This window comes from uncultured Pelagibacterium sp., from assembly GCF_963972885.1.
In the GTDB taxonomy this organism is placed as follows: Bacteria; Pseudomonadota; Alphaproteobacteria; order Rhizobiales; family Devosiaceae; genus Pelagibacterium; species Pelagibacterium nitratireducens.
The window spans coordinates 19,462-40,003 of sequence record NZ_CAXAXY010000001.1 but is presented as its reverse complement, the minus strand read 5'-3'; the positions used below and the strand labels follow the sequence as shown (position 1 = coordinate 40,003).

Below are 20,542 nucleotides of genomic sequence, written 5' to 3'. Positions count from 1 at the left end.
TTTCGAAAGTTCGCGTAATGACCAAACCCATTTTCGTGCTCAACGGCCCCAATCTCAACCGGCTTGGTCTTCGTGAACCCGAGCTGTATGGCGCAACCACGCTGGCCCAGGTCGAAGACCTGTGCCGGGCAAGCGCGGGAACACGTCCGATCGAGTTCCGGCAGACCAATTCCGAAGAACGCCTGATCGATTGGGTGCACGAAGCGATCGACACCGCGGCCGGCATCATCATCAATCCGGCGGCCTTCACCTTCACCTCGCTTGCCCTGCTCGACGCGCTCAAGATGTTCCCAGGCCCGATCTTTGAGTTCCACATCACAAATGTGCACCGGCGTGAGGCCATCTATCACCATTCCTATGTGTCCAAGGTCGCAACCGCGGTCATGGCGGGAATGGGAGCGGATGGCTATGGCATGGCCGTTCAGGCCATGTGTGCCCGCAAGGACCTTCTGAACTGACCATGGAACGGCGTGCGCTCACATGTGCTCAAGCTGAGGCCATCGCCAAAGCGGCAATGGCCGGTGCGCGCGAGAAAGGGTTCGAGCTGGCCATCGCCATAGTTGATGATGGCGGCTGGTCCAACGTTCAAATGCGCATGGATGGCGCGTTTCCCGCAGCGGTCGATGCCGCCCTGGCCAAGGCCCGTAGCGCTGCCCTGTTTCGCAGGCCGACCTCAGACTTTTCGCGGCGGGTCAAGGAGGGCATGCCCCTGGCTCATCTTCCCCATGTGACACCGCTCGGTGGCGGCGTTCTGCTTGAGCGTGACGGCGTCTTCTTCGGCGCTATGGGGCTGAGCGGTGCCCGTGAGGATACCGAGACCGAGCTGGCTGAACGCATCGCCGCCGAATTCGCGGCGGGCCGCATAGTCCAGACCTAGAGCGTGTCCAGCAAAAGTGAAACGATTTTTGCGGCTCGGACACGCGAAAAAACAAGGACTTAGAGCCAAGGATTTGAGTCAATCAAACCCTGAACGGCTCTAGGAGCCTGCCGGCGGCTCCATCGACAGCGCGCCCGAGCCCGGCAACCGACAGCGCAAATCAGGCTCCAGCCGGTCGTATTCTGGACGTCCGGGTGTTGACGTTTGTCGTTTTGACGACGAAAAGCAAAATCAACATATGAAACACAAAGTCTCATATTAAATCTTGCATGACGGATTTTATCGTGCCATCAATCGCGGGGGCTGGAGATCAGATTGTCCAACCGGCGCAGCCGCTGGCCATCACCGCTCAGCGGCGCTGCAGCCCGACCGAGATTTTTGGAGGAGACTTAGATGACCAAGCTAATCGCGCGCCTTGCCGGCGCCGCCACGGTGTTGACCGCCCTGACCGCCATGCCCGTTCTGGCGCAACAGCCCGAGCAGTACACGACGTTCGAGAAATACGGCTTTTGCGGCAGCATCGACGATAGCTGCTACAACGCCTGGTATGACCGTACTTCGGGTGACGAAGAGCCCTGGAAGGTCTTTATCTTCTCTCACGTCGCTACGGGCGTGAACCCGCATGACAATCGCGATGCGGGCGTCGAGGCGCTCACTGAACTGCTCGAGGGACAGGGCTACGAGGTCACCACCAGCCAGGACCCCGCCGATCTCGAAAGCGGATTCGGTCTTCGCCCCTATGATGCCATCGTATTCTTCAACACCGGCCGCGATGCCGTGACCAGCCTGGGCATGATGGCTCTGCGCATCTATGTCGAGGGCGGTGGCGGCTTTGTGGGTATCCACAACGCATTCGGCACCAATTTCAACTCGACATGGTTCGAAGGTCTTCTTGGCGCCCAGCTCTATGACCACGGCCCGCGTCAGGCAGGCACCGTCATCGTCGAGAGCGAGAACGACGTCTCGGTCGCGCATCTGGCCGAGGGCACTCAATTCAGCGATGAAGAGTTCTACAACCTCAACCCCGATCCGCGTTGGCTCAGCGATGTCCGCATTCTGCTCAGCGTCGACAATGCGACGCGCGAGCAGGGACTGGCCGGCTATTACGGCAATCCCGGCATGGGCGAAACCAACCCCGTGTCCTGGTGTCACTACTACGATGGCGGCCGGGCGTGGCTCACCACACTCGGCCACAGCTTCGAAATTCTCGAGGACGAGAACTGGCGCCAGCACGTGCTTGGCGGCATCGACAGCGTGATGGGCAAGGAGCCCTTCTGTCAGGACTGATCCTCCCGGGTGTGCCTGCCGGATGCGCCTTTTGGCGCTCCGGCAGGGCATCCGCGTCTCGCTTTCCCTCTCTGCATCAATGGAGTTCTCCCGTGCAAACTCTCTTCAGGCACCCGCACATCCAGGTCCTTGGGTGCGCGCTCGCATTGGCGGCCTTCACCGGGCTGCCGGCGATCGCGCAGGACCATGCGCTTGAGGGCGGCTCCATCGGCGCCGAGCAGGTCGAGCGCGGTCAGGAGGAGTACATGGCAAACTGTTCGAGTTGCCATGGCGAGGACCTCCATTCGGTCCTTTCGACGGCACCCGATCTTACAGGGTCCGTGTTTAAATATGGCTGGGTCGGGCAGACGGTCGGCGCCAAATACAACGTCATTTCGACAACCATGCCCGCCGGCATGGGCGGGTCGCTCTCGGACCAGACCTATGTCGATATCGTCGCCTACATTCTGTCCGCCAACGGCGTCCCGGCGACACAAGATGGTGAACTGCCGGTCGATCCCGAGGCCCTTCAGGCCATCACCATCACCGCTCCCTGATACCTGCGGGACCCGAGCGCGGGGCCCGATACCAATTCTGGAAATTTCTGGAGGAGATACAATGAAACTCAAATCTATTGTCAGCGCGGCAGCGTTGATCGCTGCCCTTGGCGTCTCGGTCCCTGCATGGGCCCAGGACGATGCGTTCACCCCGGTCACCGATGCAATGCTGAGCGCCCCCGCCGATGGCGACTGGCTGCTCTGGCGGCGCGCCCTCGACAGCTGGGGCTATTCCCCGCTCGATGAGATCGACCGCGAAAACGTAAGCGATCTGACCCTTGCCTGGGGCTGGTCCATGGAACCAGGCTGGCAGGAAACGGCGCCCATCGTCTATGATGGCGTCATGTACCTCGCCAATCCCGATGGTATCGCCCAGGCACTCGATGCGGTGACCGGCGATCTTTTGTGGGAGTATCGGCGCGAAATGCCCGAAGGGTTCCGCCCGGGCATGATGAGCCGTGGTTTGGCCATCTACGGCGACAAGGTCTTTTTTGCCACGCCCGACGCGGGACTTGTCGCGCTTGACGCGGTCTCGGGGCAGGTTGTCTGGGAAACGGACGTCGCCGGAGAGGGCAAGACCGTGACCGCCGCTCCCGTAATCGCCGACGGCAAGGTCATCGTCGGCTATATGGGTTGCTTTGGTTTTGTTGAGGACAAGTGCGGTGTTGCCGCGTTCGATACCGAAACCGGTGACGAAGTCTGGCGCACCATCACCGTTTCCGATGCCCCCGAAGGTGAAGACAGCTGGGGCGGCATGCCTTACGTCCTGCGCGGCGGTGGTGATATCTGGACCTCGGCGTCCTACGATCCCGAAGCCGATCTGGTCTATATCGGCTCCTCCCAGGCCAAGCCCTGGGCCCGCGTCAGCCGCGGCCAGGACGATGCCTCCCTCTATACCAGCTCCACCCTGGCGCTCGACCCCGATACAGGCGAAATCGAATGGTTCCGCCAGTACATTCCGGGCGAAACAAACGACATGGACGAAGCTTTCGAGCACATCCTTGTCGATATCGACGGGAAGCCCTCCTACGTCAACATGGGCAAGCTGGCCATTCTCTGGCGCGGCAACCGCGAGACGGGTGAGCCCTATCCCGCCTTCGACCTCGGCTGGCAGGACCAGATCGACATCACCGATGAAGGCACTTTTGCCAACTATCGTGAAGGCAAGATTGCCGAACTGGGTGAGCCCATCACCATGTGCCCGAGCACGACCGGGTTCCGCAGCTGGCGTTCGCTTGCCTACAGCCCGCAGACTCGCGCCGTCTATATCCCCATGAGCATCAACTGCGACACGGCCATGACCTATGGCGAAGTCGAGATGGTCGAGGGCGGCGGCGGCAACGGCCAGGTCGGCAGCACCCGTGCCATCCATCCCGACAGCCCGGACAATATCGGCCGCTTCGTTGCCATGAACATCGATACCGGCGAAGTGCTCTGGGAGAACCCCTCGCGCTCTCCGGCTAATACGGCCATGCTCACCACCGCGGGTGGCCTGGTGTTCGGCGGCGATTGGGATCGTCACATGTACGCATGGGACGAAGAAACCGGCGAAGTGCTTTGGGAAACCCGCCTGCCGCAGGCTGCCCAAGGTTATCCCATCGCCTATGCCGTCGATGGAAAGCAATATGTTGCGGTTCCGGTCGGCGTCGGGGGGTATTCCTGGTCGTCGAGCGTCCCGAGCCAGCTGACGCCTGAAATCAAGCGCCCGAGCTCTGGCAACGCCGTCCTCGTCTTCGCGCTGCCCGATCGGGGCTGACGGTCAGAAGGCAGCAAATTGATGGGTCGGCACACGCCGGCCCATTTCCTGTTTAAGAGCGAAACCGGGAAATTGATTTGAGGGTCGCATGGGTCTTGGCGTGCTAAAACAGATTATCTGCTGTGCGAGCCTGCTGGTTGTCGCGCTTCCGGCTGCATCGTCGGCGCTGGCCCAACCTTTCGTGCCCGTGGAATCCTATAACCGCACCCGCCCCGACTTTGAAAACCGGCTGCCGCTCTGTGTCATTCCCAACAGCCCCACGCTCGTCCGGGACCGCGAGGTTGCCATCGAGTTGGCCCATGTCCTGCTGCTCGAGCCCGAGATCGTCGAAATGGACGTCAATATCGAGCTCCTCGACAATGAGGGCCTCTGGCCCTCAATTCTTGTCCACCTCGCGGAAAAATGCGTCGGCGTCATGGGCGTCCAGATCGTCCCCGGCGAAATCGCGCCCGATTGGATGACCTTGTCGCGGCCCTATTTCGAAGCGCCCTATGTCCTCTTGACGCGCGACGATGAGATCGAAGATCTGACCGATCTGGCGCCCGGAACGCGTCTGGGCGTGCCCCTTTATTCGCCGATCGACGCCGATATCATGCTCGCCATCGCGGCCGGAACTTTCGATGGGGTCCGCCGGCTGCCCTACGACCGCCCCGAGCTCATGATGTCCTTGATGGAGGCCGGCGAACTCGATGCAGCCATCGTCTGGCAACCCCATCTCGACCGGCCCGCCCTGCAGTCGGGCGATTTCTATTCCCATCAGGGCACGGTTGCGCCCCTTGAGCGCGACACCCGCGCTGTTGCGGTCCTCATGCGCACGCAGGATCAGATGCTGCGTACCATGATCGATCAGGCGATCGATGCGGTCGAGACCGAGACGCCCTGACCATCCGCGAGAACGAACCCATTGTGCATGCGCGGCAGAATCCGGGTAGGATGACGATCCCATAGTTCATACCGCCCGCACGAGGCCCCCTTTTGAGAGACAGCCGCAGCCCAACGGAAACCGAAATCCTCGTCGTTGCCGAGACCTTCAAGCTGCTCGGCGATCCCACCCGTCTCAAGATCCTGCTCGCCTGCCTCGATCAGCCCATGGCGGTGGGCGATATCGCCCGCAAGATCGATGCGTCCCAGTCCCTCGTCAGCCATCATCTACGCCTGCTGCGCGCCGCGCGGCTGGTCCGCGGCACGCGACACGCCAAGCACGTTCACTATGAAGCGGACGACCACCACATCCGCCATGTCATTTCCGACATGATCGTGCACGCCGGCGAACATGAGCCGGAAGCCGAATTGCCAGAATGAGGTCTTCAGAGCGGCAGAACGCCGTCGTCCTTGACCTCTTCGATCACTGGATAGGAGCGGGTCTCGCGCACGCCGGGCAGCGAGAGCAGAACCTCCCCAAGAAAGGCTCTGTAGCGTCCCATGTCGGGCAGCCGCGCCTTGACCAGATAGTCGAACCCTCCGGCCACCATATGGCATTCGAGGATTTCCGGTTGCTTGCGCACTGCCGCCGCGAACTTTTCGAAAATATCGGGAGTGGTCTTGTCGAGTGACACTTCCACCAGAACCAGAAGGCCCAGCCCCATCTGGTCGGCGTCGAGAATGGCGCGGAAGCCCTTGATGTAGCCATGGTTCTGCAGACGCCGCACCCTGTCGCTCATCGATGTGGGAGCCAGCCCCACGCGCTGCGCCAGTTCGGAATTGGTGATCCGCCCATCGTTCTGGAGCTCGATGAGAATTCTGCGATCGATCCTGTCGATTTCACTCATGATGGATATCCATCCAAATAGGGCTCAGCGCTCGAACCATATTCGAGCCGGCGCACCGGAAAATCTAGTCTGCGCTGGCAATCGCCGTGAGGAATGCCGTGCCGTACCGCTCGAGCTTGGCATCGCCCACCCCCGGCAGGGCGCGCAGATCATCGAGCGTCGCCGGCAGCCTCTGCGCCATGGCCCGCAATGTCGTATCCTGAAACACCACATAGGGCGGCACACCCTGCGCCGAAGCGATTTCACGCCGCTTGCGCCGCAACCGCTCGAATACGGCCTCGGCTTTGCCAGAAAGCGCTTCGCCGCCCGCCAGGGCCCGATTGGTGTCCGATTTCTTGCGCTCGGGATCGCGCCGCAGCGTCACCGTCCGTTCGCCCCGAAACACGGCCCGCGCGCCTTCATCGAGATAGAGGGCGCCATGGGCTTCGTGGTTCACATGGACCAGCCCCATGGCCGTCAACTGCCGCACAACCGACCGCCAGGTCTTGACCGAAATATCATGCCCGACCCCGAAAACCGGCAAATGCTGGTGCCTGAATTTTTCCACCTTTTCGGTGGCCTTGCCCATCACGACATCGATCACATGCGCCGCGCCGAACCTCTGGCCCGTGCGATAGATCGACGACATGACCTTGTTCGCCGCCTCCGTGCCGTCCCAGGTATCGACCGGGTTGATGCAGGTGTCGCAATTCCCGCAATTGCCCTGATGCTGCTCGCCGAAATGAGCAAGAACCGCTTGTCGACGGCAGCCCGCCGTCTCGCACACTCCGAGCAGGGCGCTCAGCTTGGTGTTTTCCAGCCGCTTGATCTCGTCGGGCGCGTTGCCTTCGGCGATCATCCGCCGCCTCTGGCTCACATCGGACAGCCCATAACACATCCAGGCTTCCGAGGGCTGGCCGTCGCGTCCGGCCCGGCCCGTTTCCTGATAGTAAGCCTCTATCGAGGAGGGCAAATCCATATGCGCCACATAGCGAACATCTGGCTTGTCGATCCCCATCCCGAACGCAACGGTTGCCACCAGACACACGGCGTCTTCCTTTAGGAACGCATCCTGATTGCGCGCCCGCACACCAGCATCGAGCCCGGCGTGATACGGCAGGGCGGGGATACCCTTTTCGGTCAGGAACTCGGCAATCGCCTCCACCTTGGCGCGCGACAGGCAATAAACGATGCCGCTTTCGCCCTTGTGGCGGGCCAGAAAATCGAGCAATTGCGCTCGCGCATTGGCGCGCTCGACAATCGAATAGCCGATATTGGGCCGATCGAAACTCGAGATGAAAAGCTGCGCATCCTCCAGCCCCAGCCGCTCGATCAGATCGGCGCGGGTTGTGGGGTCGGCCGTCGCCGTCAGCGCAACGCGCGGGACGTGCGGAAACAATTCGCGCAATTTGGCCAGTTCGCGATATTCGGGCCGGAAATCATGACCCCACTGGCTCACGCAATGGGCTTCGTCGATGGCAAAAAGCCCGATGTCGACGCTGGCAAGAAGGTCGAGAAACCCCGCCGCCGCCAAGCGCTCCGGTGCCACATAGAGAAGATCGAGTTCCCCATCGCGCAGGGCTTGGCGCACGCTGCGGTTTTCCTCGGGCGAAAGCGAGGAATTGAGCGCTGCAGCCCGCACGCCGGCCTGCTTGAGCGCTTCGACCTGGTCGCGCATCAGGGCGATCAGAGGAGAGATGACAACGCCGACCCCGGGCCGGCCGATCGCCGGAATCTGGTAGCACAGCGATTTCCCCGCCCCGGTGGGGAAAAGCACCACAGCGTCACCGCCACCCATGACGTGATCGACTACGTCTTGCTGCTGGCCGCGAAACGCATCGAGCCCGAACACGGATCGCAAGATATCCAGTCCGCCGGCCGGCGCAGCATCAAGGGCCGTAGCGTTGGAAAAAAGCGACATGGAAGACAGGAAAATCCGGCGGTCAGGGAAAGTTGATTCGCTGGCCCATTTGACTCTTATCGGTTCTTTGGCGCAACCCGCGATGGCGCGATCAGCACAACCGGCCCAGCAGGTCGAGCAGCGTGTCTCGCGCCTTGGGCCCACCCAGACGGGCGATGCAATCGGCCTCGAAATCATCCTGTACGGCGCGCGCCGTTTCTAGAAAATCCTCGCCCTCTTTGGTCAGAAACAGCGCATTGGCGCGCCGGTCGCCATGCGCGGCCCGGCGCTCGGTCAGCCCTCGGCCCTCCAGGCCGTTGATGAGCGCCACGAAATTGGCGCGCTTGATACCCAGGATTTCGGCGATCTCGGTCTGTTTGCGGCCGGGATTGTCGCCGATCAGCGTCAAGGCGGAATATTCGGCCGGGCGCAGATCGAGCGCCGCGAAGGCCGAAAGGAAGCGCTGAAAGACGCTCAACTGCGCCCGGCGCAACCGGTATCCGACAATGTCGGTGGTCGACCCGGTTTCGAGCATGGCATCGTCGATGACGGACCCCGGACCAGCGGACATGAACGCTCCCCTTATTGTTATGCTTTAGAATTTAAAGCGATCGGCGAAAAACGCAACGCCGGAGCGGTGCACCTCCACCGGGCGCTTGCCAAAACTAGTTATGTTATATAAACAATATGCGATGGGATGGCCGATCGATGTTCGGATGATCCTATCGTTTGTGTGAATTGTCCATTGTTCGATCAGACGGCGAGAGACAAGGGTGCGCTTGGCATTATCGGGTGATAGAGAGGTATCATCGGAGCGTGCAGGGGAGGATGGGTTTGTTCCAGGATCAGTCGCCGCTTGGGCGCACCATTTACGGCTTGGCCAAGCTGATGGCGCTGGCCGGAGGCATAGTCCTTGTCGGCCTGGTTGTCATGGTCGTCGTCAGCGTCACCGGCCGCGCTCTGCTTTGGGCCGGTCTGCGTCCGATCAGGGGTGATTATGAACTCGTAGAGGCTGGTATCGGCTTTGCAGTCTTCGCCTTCCTGCCATGGGCGCACCTTGAGCGCGGACACGCCATTGTCACCATAGTGACCGACCGCTTCGGCCCCCTCGTCAACCGGTGGATCCTCGTCATCACCGATATCATGATGCTCGCCGCCGCCGGATTTATTGCCTGGCGGCTTTATGACGGCATGCTCGACAAGTTCCGCTACAACGAGACCACGCTGTTGCTGCGCATGCCGCTGGGCTGGACTTATGCGGCCGGCTTGGTTGGCGCGGTCGTCTTTTTTGCCGTCGCGCTTTACGTGCTGGGCCGCTCGGTCTCCAACGCGCTGGCCGGCCGTTCAGAACTGCAGTCGTCGGGAGCCGACCTGTGAGCAATGTACTTATCGGACTGCTCTCGTTTCCAGTAATTCTGCTTCTGATTTTCCTGCGCGTGCCCATCGGGCTTGCCATGCTCGGCGTCGGCATTTTCGGCTCCTGGGTGCTCACCGGCACGTTCAATCCGGTCATGGCCCAGTTCAAGAGCCTCACCTATTCGACTTTTGCGTCCTATTCGCTCTCGGTCGTGCCGCTGTTCATCCTGATGGGGCAGTTCGCCACCCTTTCGGGCATGTCGGCCGCACTGTTTAATGCCGCCGCGTCCTGGCTGGGTCACCGAAGGGGTGGTGTGGCCATGGCTGCCGTGGGCGCCAGCGCCGGGTTCGGCGCCATCTGCGGGTCTTCGCTTGCAACCGCCGCCACCATGGGCCATGTCGCTCTGCCAGAGTTGAAAAAGCACGGCTATTCGGGCGCGCTTTCGACCGGTGCGGTCGCTGCCGGCGGTACGCTTGGCATCCTGATTCCGCCCTCGGTCATCCTTGTCATCTTTGCCGTTTTGACAGAACAGAACATAGCCAAACTGTTCATGGCGGCCTTCGTGCCGGGCATTCTCGCCGCCATCGGCTATCTGCTCGTCATCGCCATTTATGTGCGGGTCAGTCCTGAATCCGCCGGCGTCCGCGACCGCGTGCCCTATGGCGAGCGCTTCCGCGAACTGGCCCATATCTGGCCGGTCGTGGCGATCTTTGTCCTGGTGATCGGCGGCATCTACACCGGCATCTTTACACCCACCGAAGCCGCCGCGGTCGGTGCCGCCGGCACGGGGCTTGTCGCGCTGGTTTCGCGCAGTCTGTCGCGCAACGGGATCAGAGAGGCCATTCTGGGAACCGCGTCCTCCACCGCGATGATTTTTCTCATCGTGCTTGGCGCCGCTTCGCTCAACGGATTCCTGGCGCTCTCGCAATTGCCCCAGTTCGCCGCAGGATGGGTCACCGAGCAGGGCTTCAACCCCTGGGTGGTGATGGCTATCGTCCTGCTGCTCTATCTCGTGCTCGGCTGCGTCATGGACTCGCTTTCAATGATCCTTCTGACCGTGCCGATCATCTTTCCGATGATGTCTGCCCTCGATTTCGGACTGACCCCGGACGAATTTGCCATCTGGTTCGGCATTCTGGTCCTGATCGTCGTCGAAGTCGGGCTGATAACGCCACCGGTGGGGATGAATCTGTTCATTATCAATTCGATGGCCAAGGGCACACGCCTTTCCGAAACGTTCCGGGGGGCGCTGCCCTTCGTGGCCAGCGACATCATTCGCACCATCATTCTTGTCGCCTTCCCACCGATAACGCTGGGGCTGGTGTGGCTGCTCTATTGAGCGGCCCGGGACATATGGGAGTTCACACGCGAACAAGCGTGCAACAAAGGGAGAAGATCAAATGAAACTGAAATCGATATTGCTCGGGGCGGTTGCCAGCGTCTCGTTTGCCGCCGGCGCCATGGCCCAGGAGGTAACGCTGCGCGTCCACCAGTTCCTGCCCGCGCAGGCCACCATTCCTGCCACCGCCATCGCGCCTTGGGCCGAGGCCATTCAGGACCAGTCCGACGGCCGTATCGCCGTGGAACTCTACCCGGCCATGCAGCTCGGCGGCGCGCCAGACAGCCTGTTCGCCCAGGCTCAGGATGGCGTGGTCGACGTCATCTGGACGGTGCTTGGCTATACGCCGGGCCGCTTTCCGAAATCGGAAGTGTTCGAGTTGCCCTTCCTGATGTCCAACAGCGCCGAAGAAACCTCGGCCGCCTTTTACAACTACGTCATGGAAAATTCCGCTGACGAGTTCGAAAGTGTCCAGGTCATTGCGCTGCACACACACGGTCCCGGCCTGTTCCACACCCAGGAGCCCATCAACGCTCTTGAGGACATCCAGGGCATGAAGATCCGTGGCGGTTCGCGCATCATCTCCAACATGCTAGCCCAGCTCGGCGCTGAGCCCGTCGGCATGCCCGTGCCCCAGACCACCGAAGCGCTGTCGCGCGGCGTGATCAACGGCACCACGGTTCCCTGGGAAGTCACACCCTCCATCCGCGTCGCCGAACTGGTCTCCAACCACACCGGCTTTTCCGGCGAAAACGGTCTTTACACCCAGACCTTCGGGTTCGTCATGAACCGGGGCACCTATGAAGGCCTGCCCGATGACCTCAAGGCCGTCATCGATGCCAATTCCGGCCTCGAAACCTCGAAAATGTTCGGTCGCGCCATGGATGCCGGCGACGATGTCGGCCTGCAGATCGCCGAGGACGCCGGCAACAACATCGTGACGCTGGACGAAGCCGAAACCGCCCGCTGGAAGGAAGCCGCCCAGCCCACAATCGAGCAGTGGTTCGCCGATATGGAAGCCATCGGCATCGACGGCGAAGCGCTCTATGCTGCCGCTCAGGAAGCCATGGCTGCCGAGCGCCAGTAAGGGGCTTTATCTCTCATGCAAAGGGGCGCTTCGGCGCCCCTTTTTTCATGCCGGCTCAAACGATAACTGCAGGTTCGGGCCGTCCCCGCCCAACGCCCTCGGCAAAAAAGACTTTTCCCGATTCCGGGTGGTCGGCCAGCGCCTCGGCATCGAGCCCTTCACGGGCGGTGGTGCAATAGAGCGTTGAAAAACGGGTCCCGCCAAAGGCCGGGCATGACGTGTGGGGCGCATCGACCGAAACGGCCTTGAGAAACTGTCCCGATGGATCATAGACGGCAACCCGCCCAGCACCCCATTGAGCAAGCCACATATTGCCCTCGGCATCGATCACCGCCCCGTCGGGGTTCAGTCCTTCGCCAGTCAGGTCCAGATAGATTTCCGGTTCGCCGACCGGCGCGCCGCTTTCCGGATCGAGCCCGACGCGCTTGACGATACTTCGGTCCGTGTCGGCGAAATGGCCGAAAGCCCGGTCGGGTGAAAAGCAGATGGCATTGGGTATAGTGATGGAAGAAAACAGCTTTTTGACCTCACCGTGATAATACCGATAGATCGCTCCGGCGTCGTTCTCGGCCTTCTTGCCCATCGAGGAGAACCAGAACCCACCCCACGGATCGGCGCGACCGTCATTGGTCCGCAGCCCCTCGCCGATGTCGAGCCTGGCGACGACGTCGCGGGTCCGGGTTTCGATATTGAGTTTGAGCAACGCCGTTTCGCCGGCAATCAAGAGATTGTCCCGGTCGATCCAGCCTGCCGCCGAAACCATGTCGTCAAATGTCCACGCCCCGGTCTCGCCGTCCTTGCGCGTCAGCAGCGTGCGGCCGATGATGTCGAACCAGAAAAGCTGCTGGCGCTCGGGATGCCACAGCGGACCTTCGCCCAGAAAACAGGACCGGTCGTCGAAAACGTGCGCGTCGCTCATGCCATAACCTCGTCATAGGCCAATACAAGTTTGCGGGCTCGCTCACCCACCTCTTTTGCTGTCAGGCCGGGCGTATAAAGCGCCGTGCCGATGCCGAACCCGTCGGCTCCGGCGGCTCGCCACTGGGCGAAATTATCTGGCCCGGCACCCCCAACCGCATAAACCGGAACCGAGGACGGCAGCACGGCCTTCAGCGCCGAAACTCCGGCTGGTCCCATGATTGCGGCGGGAAAAATCTTGAGCCCGTCCGCCCCCGCCTTGAGCGCCGCGAAACATTCGGTGGCGGTGAACACCCCGGGGAAGGATTGAAGGCTCGCCGCCTTGGTCGCCCCGATCACCGCCGCGTCGCAATTGGGCGAAACGATCAGTTTTCCGCCCGCCCGTGCGACGTCGGTCACGTCCTTTTCACTCAACACCGTCCCCGCGCCGATCAGAGCGTCGCTGCCAAATTCACGCACCATTGCCGCGATGGAATCAAACGGTTGCGGCGAATTGAGGGGCACTTCGATGGCGGTAATCCCCGCCTCGAGCAGGGCTTGGCTTATGCTCAGCGCCTCATCGGGTTTGATGCCGCGCAGGATAGCGATCAGATTGCGGCTCATTGCGTCTCCTCCAGCGCTGCGCGGGCGGCGCAAAGCCCAGCCAGTGTCATATCCCCGGCGTCCAGCACCCGGGCGGAAACCCCGGCCAGGCCCAGTGCGGTCTGGTATAGCGCGCTCAATCGCGATGCGCCAATCAGGGCGATGTCACCGCCCTGCCAGTAATCGCCGGCTCCGGCAAGTTCAGCGCCGATCAACAGCCCCGACAGGCGCGATCTGGAGACCTGTGGCAATACCCCGTCGAGCAGGCTCCCGGCCCGGATCGAAAACAGCTTCGTTATGATTTCCGCATCGTCCAGCGCCTCGCGAACGCCTGCGGCAAACCCGTCCTCGCTCCAAATATTTGTTCCGACACTATGGCGCAGAACGGATTTCTCGGCGAGCAGGGAAAAGATTTCCCCGGTCATTGCCGTACGAAACCGGGTGATGCGCCCGTCGGCGATCTCGACCCATTTGCTGTGCGTGCCCGGAAGACAGATAGTGCCGGAAGGCCCGACCGCCGAGACATACCCTGCAATCTGGGTTTCCTCGCCGCGCATCACGTCGGGTGGCGCCATTTGGCTGACGCCGGGCAGGATGAAAACGGCGATGCGGCTGTCGGCAACCGGGGCACGGGTCGCTTGCGCGGCGATGGGCGGGGTAGGGGTATTTGCGTATTCAGCCTCGATCCAGCCCTGTCGCGCACCCACCATGCCGCAGGCGATGATTGGGGTGACGCGTTCTGAATTGAGCCATTGTTCAACAGCTTCAAGCAGCGCCGGCTCGAATTGAGACGGCGTGAGTTGGCCCATGCCCTTGGCGCTTTCGCCCCGCGCCAGAACGGTGCCGTCTGCCCGCATCGCCCAGGCACGCATGTTGGATGTGCCCCAGTCGACCGCGATCCAGTCGGCGCTCAAGGACATGTCACGCGCGCGGTGTGCTCAAAGACCGATTGCGTCATGGATTGATTCTTTCCTCGATTTGGCGGCACATCATGCTGGACGGCCGCCCGATTCCCCCGCAAGCCGTCAATTATCTTATTATATTTTTATTTTGACAATCCATCGCGCCCTTTGTCATGTTCTGTTTGCGCCGTGTTTTGCCCGGCGCGACAGAACAGGGATTTGGGCGAACCGGCATGGCGGGAACGATGGACGATCAGGAGGGGACGGGGGTTGCTGCCGGACCAGCGGTCGCGCCCGCGCGCCGCAAGCCCCACAATTTCCACGCCCATGTCATGTATACCTTGGGGACCGCCATCGTGGGCGGAACCTATGAAGAGGGCCGGATCCTGCCCGGCGACAGCGATCTGATCGACCAGTTCGGCGTGTCGCGCACGGTGCTGCGCGAAGCGCTCAAGACACTGTCGGCCAAGGGTCTTGTCGAAGCGCGGGCCCGGGTCGGCACGCGCGTCCTGCCGCGGTCGCGCTGGAACATGTTCGATTCCGACGTGCTGCTCTGGCATCTGGAATCGGGAATTTCCTTTGATTTCATTGCCTCGCTAGCCGAAATCCGCATGGCCGTCGAGCCCGATGCCGCAGCGCTCGCTGCCGAGCGGCGATCCGACGAGCAGGCCGATGAACTGATGGCCTGGCTTGCCGGCATGGCGACCAAGGGCCAGAGCGCCGAGGATTTCGCCCGCAACGACGTAGGATTTCACCGTGTGGTGGCCCAGGCGTCGGGCAATCCGTTCATGGTCTCGCTCTCCAATGTTGTCGAGATTGCGCTGATGGCGTCCTTCACCATTTCCTCGCCGATGGAAGGCGGGGCGGCGTTCGACAAGGCGGTGCGTCTGCACCGCAACATCGCCGAGGCCATCATGGCCAAGGACCCCGAAATGGCCCGCGTCGCCATGCGCCAGGCCATCCAGTCCGGTGTCGATCGGGCCACGACCACTTTGGGTGTGGCCCAAAGCTAAGCCGCAGAAATCGCCGCCGGTTTCCGGCCCAGCCCACTGACCACACCACTCCAGCATCGTGGGGCTCCATGTCCCCACATTGCACCGGCGTGCGACACGCAGCGGAGCTGTGTTGAAAAAGCGCGTGAGGGGTTCAAACACCCGCTTTACAAATAATCATACTATATGCAAATGTGCTGGCGATTGTTGCGCTTGACGTGCGGCATGGGAGGTCGCTGTGGCGAGAGGCGCCGGGGCGAAACTGACAGGGAGAAACCTCATGAAATCGATTTTGGCAGGGCTGGGCGCCCTGGTGATGACGTCTGCCCTTGCGGCGATGCCCGCAATCGCGCAGGACGCCGGATCGGTGGGCATTTCCATGCCGACCCAATCCTCCGCCCGCTGGATCTCGGACGGCAATTCCATGGTGGAGCTGTTCGCGGCCGCCGGCTACCAGACCGATCTGCAATACGCTGAAGATGATATTCCCAACCAGCTCGCCCAGATCGAAAACATGATCGTGCGCGGCGTCGATGTGCTGGTTATCGCCTCGATCGACGGGACGACGCTGACCACGGCACTTGAAAACGCCGCCGCCTCCGGCATCCATGTGATTGCCTATGACCGGCTGATCCGCGGTTCGGAAAACGTCGACTATTACGCCACCTTCGACAATTTCAAGGTCGGTGTGCAGCAGGCCCAGTCGCTGGTCGACGGGCTCGAAGCCTCCGATCGCGAAGCGCCCTACAATATCGAATTGTTCGGTGGTTCGCCCGACGACAACAATGCCTACTTCTTCTATGACGGCGCCATGAGCGTTCTCCAGCCGCTGATCGATGACGGCACGCTTGTCGTCAAATCGGGCCAGATGGGCATGGATACGGTCGGAACGCTGCGCTGGGACGGCTCGGTTGCCCAGGCCCGCATGGATAACCTTCTGTCGGCCCACTACACCGACGATCAGGTCGATGCCGTGCTTTCGCCCTATGACGGGCTTTCCATCGGCATCATCTCCTCGCTGCGCGGGGTTGGTTATGGTTCGGGTGACATTCCCATGCCGATCATTTCAGGCCAGGATGCCGAGCTCCCCTCGGTTGCTGCAATCATGGCCGGCGACCAGTATTCGACAATCTTTAAGGATACCCGCGAATTGGCGCGTGTGACGGTCGGCATGGTCGAAGCGCTGATCAACGGCGCCGAGCCCGAGATCAACGACACCGAGACCTACGAAAACGGCGTCAAGGTTGTCCCTTCCTACCTGCTCGAGCCGGTGCTGGTCACCGCCGACAATCTCGAAGAGGTTCTTGTGGGTTCGGGCTATTATACCGAAGACCAGATCGCCAATTAATCGACCAATCCTCCTCCAGAGGCCGTGCGGTGGGGCAGTATTTCGCCCCGCCGCACACACTTAACAAAAGAGAGCGGGAACGCCATGACGTCCATTCTCGAAATGCGCGGCATCACCAAGAGCTTTCCGGGCGTCAATGCGCTCGAAAACGTCAACCTCGTTGTCGAGCAGGGCGAAATCCATGCTCTGGTTGGCGAGAACGGGGCGGGCAAGTCCACCCTCATGAAGGTGCTCTCGGGCGTCTACCCGTCCGGCGACTACGAGGGCCAGATCTTTTTCGAGGGCGAGGAACGCCATTTCCATTCCATTTCCGACAGCGAGAAATGCGGCATCGTCATCATCCATCAGGAACTGGCGCTGGTCCCGCTGCTCTCGATTGCCGAAAACATCTTTCTGGGCAATGAGCGCGCCCAAAACGGAGTGATCGACTGGACCGAGACCTACCGTCGCACCGAAGATCTGCTCAAGCGCGTATCCCTTAAGGAATCGCCGCGCACCAGGATCACTCATCTAGGGCTGGGCAAACAGCAGCTTGTCGAAATCGCCAAGGCGCTCTCGAAACAGGTCAAACTTCTCATCCTCGATGAGCCCACATCCTCGCTCAACGAGACCGACAGCCAGGCGCTCCTAAAGCTGCTGGTCGAACTCAAGGAAAGAGGCATATCCTCGATCCTGATCTCCCACAAGCTCAACGAGATTTCCCAAGTCGCCGACCGTATCACGGTGCTGCGCGACGGGCATACGGTCTCCACCCTTGATTGCCACACCTCCGAGATTTCCGAAGCCGATATCGTGCGTGACATGGTGGGGCGCTCCCTGACCGACCGCTTTCCGCCCCGCGCACCAAAGATCGGCGAGGTGCTGTTCGAAGTCAAAAACTGGACCGCGCACCACCCCATCCATTCCGAGCGCAAGGTGGTCGACGATGTCAGCTTTTCGGTGCGCGCCGGCGAAGTGGTGGGCATTGCCGGGCTGATGGGCGCCGGCCGGACCGAACTGGCCATGAGCCTGTTCGGAAAATCCTATGGCGACAAAATTTCCGGCGAAGTGTTTCTGCGCGGCCAGTCCGTCGATACCTCCTCGGTCCCCAAAGCCATAGCGAACGGCATCTGTTACGCCACCGAGGACAGAAAGACCTATGGCCTCGTCCTCGACCAGCCGATCCGTGACAACGTCCCCCTCGCCAATCTCAACGGCATCGCCAACGGTCTCGTGGTGGACAATCACAAGGAGCGCGAGGTCGCCGAGCGCTATCGCAAGCTCATGGCGATTAAAAGCTCGGGCATCGGCCAGAAAACGGTCAATCTCTCGGGCGGCAACCAGCAAAAGGTCGTGTTGTCCAAATGGCTTTATGCCGGACCCGACGTTCTGATCCTCGACGAACCCACCCGCGGCATCGATGTGGGCGCGAAATACGAAATCTATTCAATCATCAACGACCTGGCGAGCCAGGGCAAAGCCATCGTCCTGATCTCCTCGGAAATGCCCGAACTGCTGGGCACCTGCGACCGCATCTACGTCATGAACGCGGGCCGCTTCGTGGGCGAATTGCCCATCGCCGAAGCCAGCCAGGAAAAGATCATGTCGATGATTTTAAAGACGGGAAAAGCCGCATGATCGCCCTCAACTGCTCATCAACGGAACACCGCAATGACTGATCTCACCCAACCCTCGTCCGCAACCGGCGGCCCGTCGGTGTTTGTGGGCTATCTCAAGACCCATCTGCGTGAATACGGCATCCTGTTTGCGCTGATTGCCATCGTGGTGTTCTTCCAGATCGCCACCGACGGCATCCTTTTGCGCCCTGCCAACGTCACCAATCTGGTGCTCCAGAACTCCTATATCGTCATCATGGCGGTGGGCATGCTGCTGGTCATCGTGTGCGGCCATATCGATCTCTCTGTCGGCTCGGTCATGGGCTTTGTCGGCGCACTCGCTGCCGTCCTGATGGTGCAGTTCGATCTCCATTTCGTGCCCGCGGCCATCATCTGCCTGGCTGTCGGCGCGGCCATCGGTGCCGTTCAGGGTTACTGGATCGCGTACTGGAAAATCCCCAGCTTCATCGTGACGCTCGCCGGCATGCTGGTGTTCAAGGGCCTGATGATGGTGCTCTTGAAGGGCCAGTCCATCGGCCCGTTCCCGGACTCGTTTCGCATGATCGCCTCCGGCTTCATCCCCGATCTGTTTGCCGTCGAGGGAATCCATATGCTTTCGATGCTGCTCGGCGTTGCCGCTGCGGCGATCCTCGTCCTGCTCTCGGTGCGGGCCCGCGCCAAGGAGGCAAAACACGGCACGCCCGACGAACCCTTCGCATTCTTCACCGGCCGCAACATTCTCGCCGCCGGGGCCGTGGTCTACCTGGTGTACCTTCTGGCCACATCGCGCGGTCTGCCCAACGTCTTTATCATCATGGCGGTGCTCATCGCCGGCTACAGTTTCGTTGCCAAGCAGACCACCATCGGACGCCGCGTCTATGCCGTGGGCGGCAATCAAAAGGCCGCAAAACTCTCGGGCATCAATTCCGAACGCCTGACCTTCCTGGTTTTTGCCAATATGGGCATGCTCGCTGCGCTGGCGGGCCTCGTGTTCGCGGCCCGTCTCAACATGGCCACGCCCAAGGCCGGCGAAACCTTCGAACTCGACGTCATCGCCGCCGTCTTCATCGGTGGCGCCTCGATGGCCGGCGGTGTCGGCACCATTGTCGGCGCAGTGATCGGCGCGTTCATCATGGGGGTGATGAACAACGGCATGTCGATCATGGGCATCGGCATCGACTGGCAGCAGATGATCAAGGGACTTGTCCTCCTCGCCGCCGTGATCTTCGACGTCTACAACAAGAACAAGGCCGCCTGATCTTTCCGGCGCGCCCAGGGTGCGCCGGATTCCCCAATCCCCGGAGTAATTATCAAAGTGCTGCTCTCCCAGATTACCCATACCAGCGGTTCCCAGTGCGTCGTGGCGCGTGAAGGCGACAATGCCAGGATCGTCAATGGCGCAGATTCCATTCTGGCGCTGGCCAAACGCGCCATCGCAAGGGATATGGCGCTGGCCGAACTGATCGCCGAACAGGGGCTCGGCGACAGCGTCGATCTCGACGCCGCCTATGCCGAGGGCAGGGTTCTGGCGCCCATAACCCCCGATGATCCCGCGCGCCTGCATCTCACCGGCACCGGGCTCACCCATCTCGGTTCGGCCTCGACCCGCAACGCCATGCACCTCAAAGCCGGCGCCGAAGAAAACGTCACCGATTCCATGAAGATGTTCCGGCTGGGCGTCGAAGGCGGCAAGCCTGTGGGCGGCAAGACGGGCGTGCAGCCCGAATGGTTCTACAAGGGCAATGGCCATGCCCTGGTTGCGCCGGGCAAGCCCATCACCTCGCCCGGCTTTGCGCTCGATGCAGGCGAAGAGCCTGAAATCGCCGGCATCTATATCGTCTCCTACGAGGGCGTTCCGCACCGGATCGGTTTTGCGCTGGCAAACGAGTTTTCCGATCACGTCACCGAGCGCCAGAACTATCTCTATCTCGCGCACTCGAAACTGCGCCCGGCCTCCATCGGCCCCGAAATTCTTGTCGGTGAACTCCCCGCCCATGTCGAGGGCACCTCCCGCGTCGTCCGCGATGGCACTGTGCTGTGGGAAAAGCCCTTCGTTTCGGGCGAGGACAATATGAGCCACACCCTCGCCAATCTCGAGCACCATCACTTCAAATACGAAATCTTCCGCAAGCCCGGCGACGTGCATGTCCATATGTTCGGCACCGCGACTTTAAGCTTTGCCGACGACATCCGCACGCAGGAAGGCGACATCTTCGAAATCGAAGCCGCCCCCTTCGGACTGCCGCTCAAGAACCCCCTGGCCATCGACAAGACACGCCCTGCCGACGCGCCTGTCGCGGTCAAATCATTGTAGAAAG

At 61.3% G+C, this 20,542-nt stretch carries 21 protein-coding genes; 15 read left to right on the top strand and 6 right to left on the bottom strand.

Features of this window, described 5'->3' with window-relative positions:
- The first annotated feature begins 17 nt into the window (after positions 1-17).
- From AACZ55_RS00200 to AACZ55_RS00170, 7 genes are all read left to right on the top strand, one after another.
- Complete coding sequence (locus AACZ55_RS00200) at positions 18-458, top strand: type II 3-dehydroquinate dehydratase (RefSeq protein WP_339641737.1); 441 nt, start codon at positions 18-20, stop codon at positions 456-458.
- A gap of 2 nt (positions 459-460) precedes the next feature.
- Positions 461-877, top strand: a complete 417-nt coding sequence (locus AACZ55_RS00195) for a heme-binding protein (protein WP_338607817.1) — start codon at positions 461-463, stop codon at positions 875-877.
- Between the two features lie 393 nt (positions 878-1,270).
- A complete protein-coding gene (locus tag AACZ55_RS00190; protein WP_339641734.1) occupies positions 1,271-2,164 on the top strand; it encodes a ThuA domain-containing protein in 894 nt (297 codons plus the stop codon).
- A gap of 92 nt (positions 2,165-2,256) precedes the next feature.
- Positions 2,257-2,700, top strand: coding sequence for a c-type cytochrome (locus tag AACZ55_RS00185; RefSeq protein ID WP_339641731.1), 444 nt, complete (start codon positions 2,257-2,259; stop codon positions 2,698-2,700).
- A 61-nt stretch (positions 2,701-2,761) separates the two neighbouring features.
- The gene (locus AACZ55_RS00180) at positions 2,762-4,456 is read left to right on the top strand and encodes a PQQ-binding-like beta-propeller repeat protein (protein ID WP_339641728.1); all 1,695 of its coding nucleotides are present in this window, start codon (positions 2,762-2,764) and stop codon (positions 4,454-4,456) included.
- 100 nt (positions 4,457-4,556) lie between these two features.
- A complete protein-coding gene (locus AACZ55_RS00175) occupies positions 4,557-5,339 on the top strand; it encodes a hypothetical protein (RefSeq protein WP_339641725.1) in 783 nt (260 codons plus the stop codon).
- A gap of 92 nt (positions 5,340-5,431) precedes the next feature.
- A complete protein-coding gene (locus AACZ55_RS00170) occupies positions 5,432-5,758 on the top strand; it encodes a metalloregulator ArsR/SmtB family transcription factor (RefSeq protein WP_339641722.1) in 327 nt (108 codons plus the stop codon).
- A 5-nt stretch (positions 5,759-5,763) separates the two neighbouring features.
- Here the strand turns inward: AACZ55_RS00170 and AACZ55_RS00165 are convergent, their stop codons facing one another.
- From AACZ55_RS00165 to AACZ55_RS00155, 3 genes are all read right to left on the bottom strand, one after another.
- Positions 5,764-6,225, bottom strand: a complete 462-nt coding sequence (locus tag AACZ55_RS00165) for an Lrp/AsnC ligand binding domain-containing protein (RefSeq protein ID WP_339641719.1) — start codon at positions 6,223-6,225, stop codon at positions 5,764-5,766.
- Between the two features lie 64 nt (positions 6,226-6,289).
- A complete protein-coding gene (recQ, locus tag AACZ55_RS00160; RefSeq protein WP_339641716.1) occupies positions 6,290-8,125 on the bottom strand; it encodes a DNA helicase RecQ in 1,836 nt (611 codons plus the stop codon).
- Between the two features lie 91 nt (positions 8,126-8,216).
- On the bottom strand, positions 8,217-8,675 hold the full coding sequence (locus tag AACZ55_RS00155) for a MarR family winged helix-turn-helix transcriptional regulator (RefSeq protein WP_339641713.1): 459 nt from the start codon (positions 8,673-8,675) through the stop codon (positions 8,217-8,219).
- A 263-nt stretch (positions 8,676-8,938) separates the two neighbouring features.
- Here AACZ55_RS00155 and AACZ55_RS00150 point away from each other — a divergent pair, with 263 nt between their 5' ends.
- The 3 genes from AACZ55_RS00150 to AACZ55_RS00140 all read left to right on the top strand — a co-directional run bounded on the left by AACZ55_RS00150 (position 8,939) and on the right by AACZ55_RS00140 (position 11,887).
- Complete coding sequence (locus AACZ55_RS00150) at positions 8,939-9,481, top strand: TRAP transporter small permease (RefSeq protein ID WP_339641710.1); 543 nt, start codon at positions 8,939-8,941, stop codon at positions 9,479-9,481.
- Positions 9,478-10,800 carry a TRAP transporter large permease gene (locus tag AACZ55_RS00145; RefSeq protein WP_338607807.1) on the top strand — a complete coding sequence of 441 codons (1,323 nt, stop codon included), beginning with the start codon at positions 9,478-9,480 and terminating at the stop codon, positions 10,798-10,800. The genes AACZ55_RS00150 and AACZ55_RS00145 overlap by 4 nt, the downstream gene beginning before the upstream one ends.
- 61 nt (positions 10,801-10,861) lie before the next feature.
- A complete protein-coding gene (locus AACZ55_RS00140; RefSeq protein WP_338607806.1) occupies positions 10,862-11,887 on the top strand; it encodes a TRAP transporter substrate-binding protein in 1,026 nt (341 codons plus the stop codon).
- A 55-nt stretch (positions 11,888-11,942) separates the two neighbouring features.
- Here AACZ55_RS00140 and AACZ55_RS00135 read toward each other — a convergent pair whose 3' ends face one another.
- Genes AACZ55_RS00135 through AACZ55_RS00125 form a run of 3 tightly spaced genes read right to left on the bottom strand, consistent with a single transcriptional unit; the run spans position 11,943 to position 14,307 of the window.
- The gene (locus AACZ55_RS00135; RefSeq protein WP_339641705.1) at positions 11,943-12,806 is read right to left on the bottom strand and encodes an SMP-30/gluconolactonase/LRE family protein; all 864 of its coding nucleotides are present in this window, start codon (positions 12,804-12,806) and stop codon (positions 11,943-11,945) included.
- Positions 12,803-13,408: a 2-dehydro-3-deoxy-6-phosphogalactonate aldolase gene (locus AACZ55_RS00130; protein WP_339641702.1), complete on the bottom strand. Its 606-nt coding sequence runs from the start codon at positions 13,406-13,408 to the stop codon at positions 12,803-12,805. Before AACZ55_RS00130 ends, AACZ55_RS00135 begins: the two co-directional genes overlap by 4 nt.
- Positions 13,405-14,307: a 2-dehydro-3-deoxygalactonokinase gene (locus AACZ55_RS00125; protein ID WP_339641701.1), complete on the bottom strand. Its 903-nt coding sequence runs from the start codon at positions 14,305-14,307 to the stop codon at positions 13,405-13,407. The genes AACZ55_RS00130 and AACZ55_RS00125 overlap by 4 nt, the downstream gene beginning before the upstream one ends.
- Positions 14,308-14,534: 227 nt before the next feature.
- Here AACZ55_RS00125 and AACZ55_RS00120 point away from each other — a divergent pair, with 227 nt between their 5' ends.
- The 5 genes from AACZ55_RS00120 (at position 14,535) to araD1 (ending at position 20,538) form a co-directional block, all read left to right on the top strand.
- Positions 14,535-15,302: a FadR/GntR family transcriptional regulator gene (locus AACZ55_RS00120; protein ID WP_339641829.1), complete on the top strand. Its 768-nt coding sequence runs from the start codon at positions 14,535-14,537 to the stop codon at positions 15,300-15,302.
- 259 nt (positions 15,303-15,561) lie between these two features.
- On the top strand, positions 15,562-16,629 hold the full coding sequence (gene chvE / locus AACZ55_RS00115) for a multiple monosaccharide ABC transporter substrate-binding protein (RefSeq protein WP_339641699.1): 1,068 nt from the start codon (positions 15,562-15,564) through the stop codon (positions 16,627-16,629).
- Positions 16,630-16,713: 84 nt separating this feature from the next.
- Positions 16,714-18,246, top strand: coding sequence for a multiple monosaccharide ABC transporter ATP-binding protein (gene mmsA, locus AACZ55_RS00110; protein ID WP_338607801.1), 1,533 nt, complete (start codon positions 16,714-16,716; stop codon positions 18,244-18,246).
- A 33-nt stretch (positions 18,247-18,279) separates the two neighbouring features.
- The gene (gene mmsB, locus AACZ55_RS00105) at positions 18,280-19,482 is read left to right on the top strand and encodes a multiple monosaccharide ABC transporter permease (RefSeq protein ID WP_339641697.1); all 1,203 of its coding nucleotides are present in this window, start codon (positions 18,280-18,282) and stop codon (positions 19,480-19,482) included.
- A gap of 57 nt (positions 19,483-19,539) precedes the next feature.
- A complete protein-coding gene (gene araD1, locus AACZ55_RS00100; RefSeq protein WP_339641694.1) occupies positions 19,540-20,538 on the top strand; it encodes an AraD1 family protein in 999 nt (332 codons plus the stop codon).
- The last annotated feature ends 4 nt before the right edge of the window (positions 20,539-20,542 follow it).

Bases quoted from the DNA above. Each gene is read 5' to 3' on its own strand.
- AACZ55_RS00200 (WP_339641737.1), top strand. From the start codon at position 18: ATGACCAAACCCATTTTCGTGCTCAACGGCCCCAATCTCAACCGGCTT.
- AACZ55_RS00195 (WP_338607817.1), top strand. From the start codon at position 461: ATGGAACGGCGTGCGCTCACATGTGCTCAAGCTGAGGCCATCGCCAAA.
- AACZ55_RS00190 (WP_339641734.1), top strand. From the start codon at position 1,271: ATGACCAAGCTAATCGCGCGCCTTGCCGGCGCCGCCACGGTGTTGACC.
- AACZ55_RS00180 (WP_339641728.1), top strand. From the start codon at position 2,762: ATGAAACTCAAATCTATTGTCAGCGCGGCAGCGTTGATCGCTGCCCTT.
- AACZ55_RS00165 (WP_339641719.1), bottom strand. From the start codon at position 6,225: ATGAGTGAAATCGACAGGATCGATCGCAGAATTCTCATCGAGCTCCAG.
- recQ (WP_339641716.1), bottom strand. From the start codon at position 8,125: ATGTCGCTTTTTTCCAACGCTACGGCCCTTGATGCTGCGCCGGCCGGC.
- AACZ55_RS00155 (WP_339641713.1), bottom strand. From the start codon at position 8,675: ATGTCCGCTGGTCCGGGGTCCGTCATCGACGATGCCATGCTCGAAACC.
- AACZ55_RS00140 (WP_338607806.1), top strand. From the start codon at position 10,862: ATGAAACTGAAATCGATATTGCTCGGGGCGGTTGCCAGCGTCTCGTTT.
- AACZ55_RS00135 (WP_339641705.1), bottom strand. From the start codon at position 12,806: ATGAGCGACGCGCACGTTTTCGACGACCGGTCCTGTTTTCTGGGCGAA.
- AACZ55_RS00130 (WP_339641702.1), bottom strand. From the start codon at position 13,408: ATGAGCCGCAATCTGATCGCTATCCTGCGCGGCATCAAACCCGATGAG.
- AACZ55_RS00125 (WP_339641701.1), bottom strand. From the start codon at position 14,307: ATGTCCTTGAGCGCCGACTGGATCGCGGTCGACTGGGGCACATCCAAC.
- AACZ55_RS00120 (WP_339641829.1), top strand. From the start codon at position 14,535: ATGGACGATCAGGAGGGGACGGGGGTTGCTGCCGGACCAGCGGTCGCG.
- chvE (WP_339641699.1), top strand. From the start codon at position 15,562: ATGAAATCGATTTTGGCAGGGCTGGGCGCCCTGGTGATGACGTCTGCC.
- mmsA (WP_338607801.1), top strand. From the start codon at position 16,714: ATGACGTCCATTCTCGAAATGCGCGGCATCACCAAGAGCTTTCCGGGC.
- mmsB (WP_339641697.1), top strand. From the start codon at position 18,280: ATGACTGATCTCACCCAACCCTCGTCCGCAACCGGCGGCCCGTCGGTG.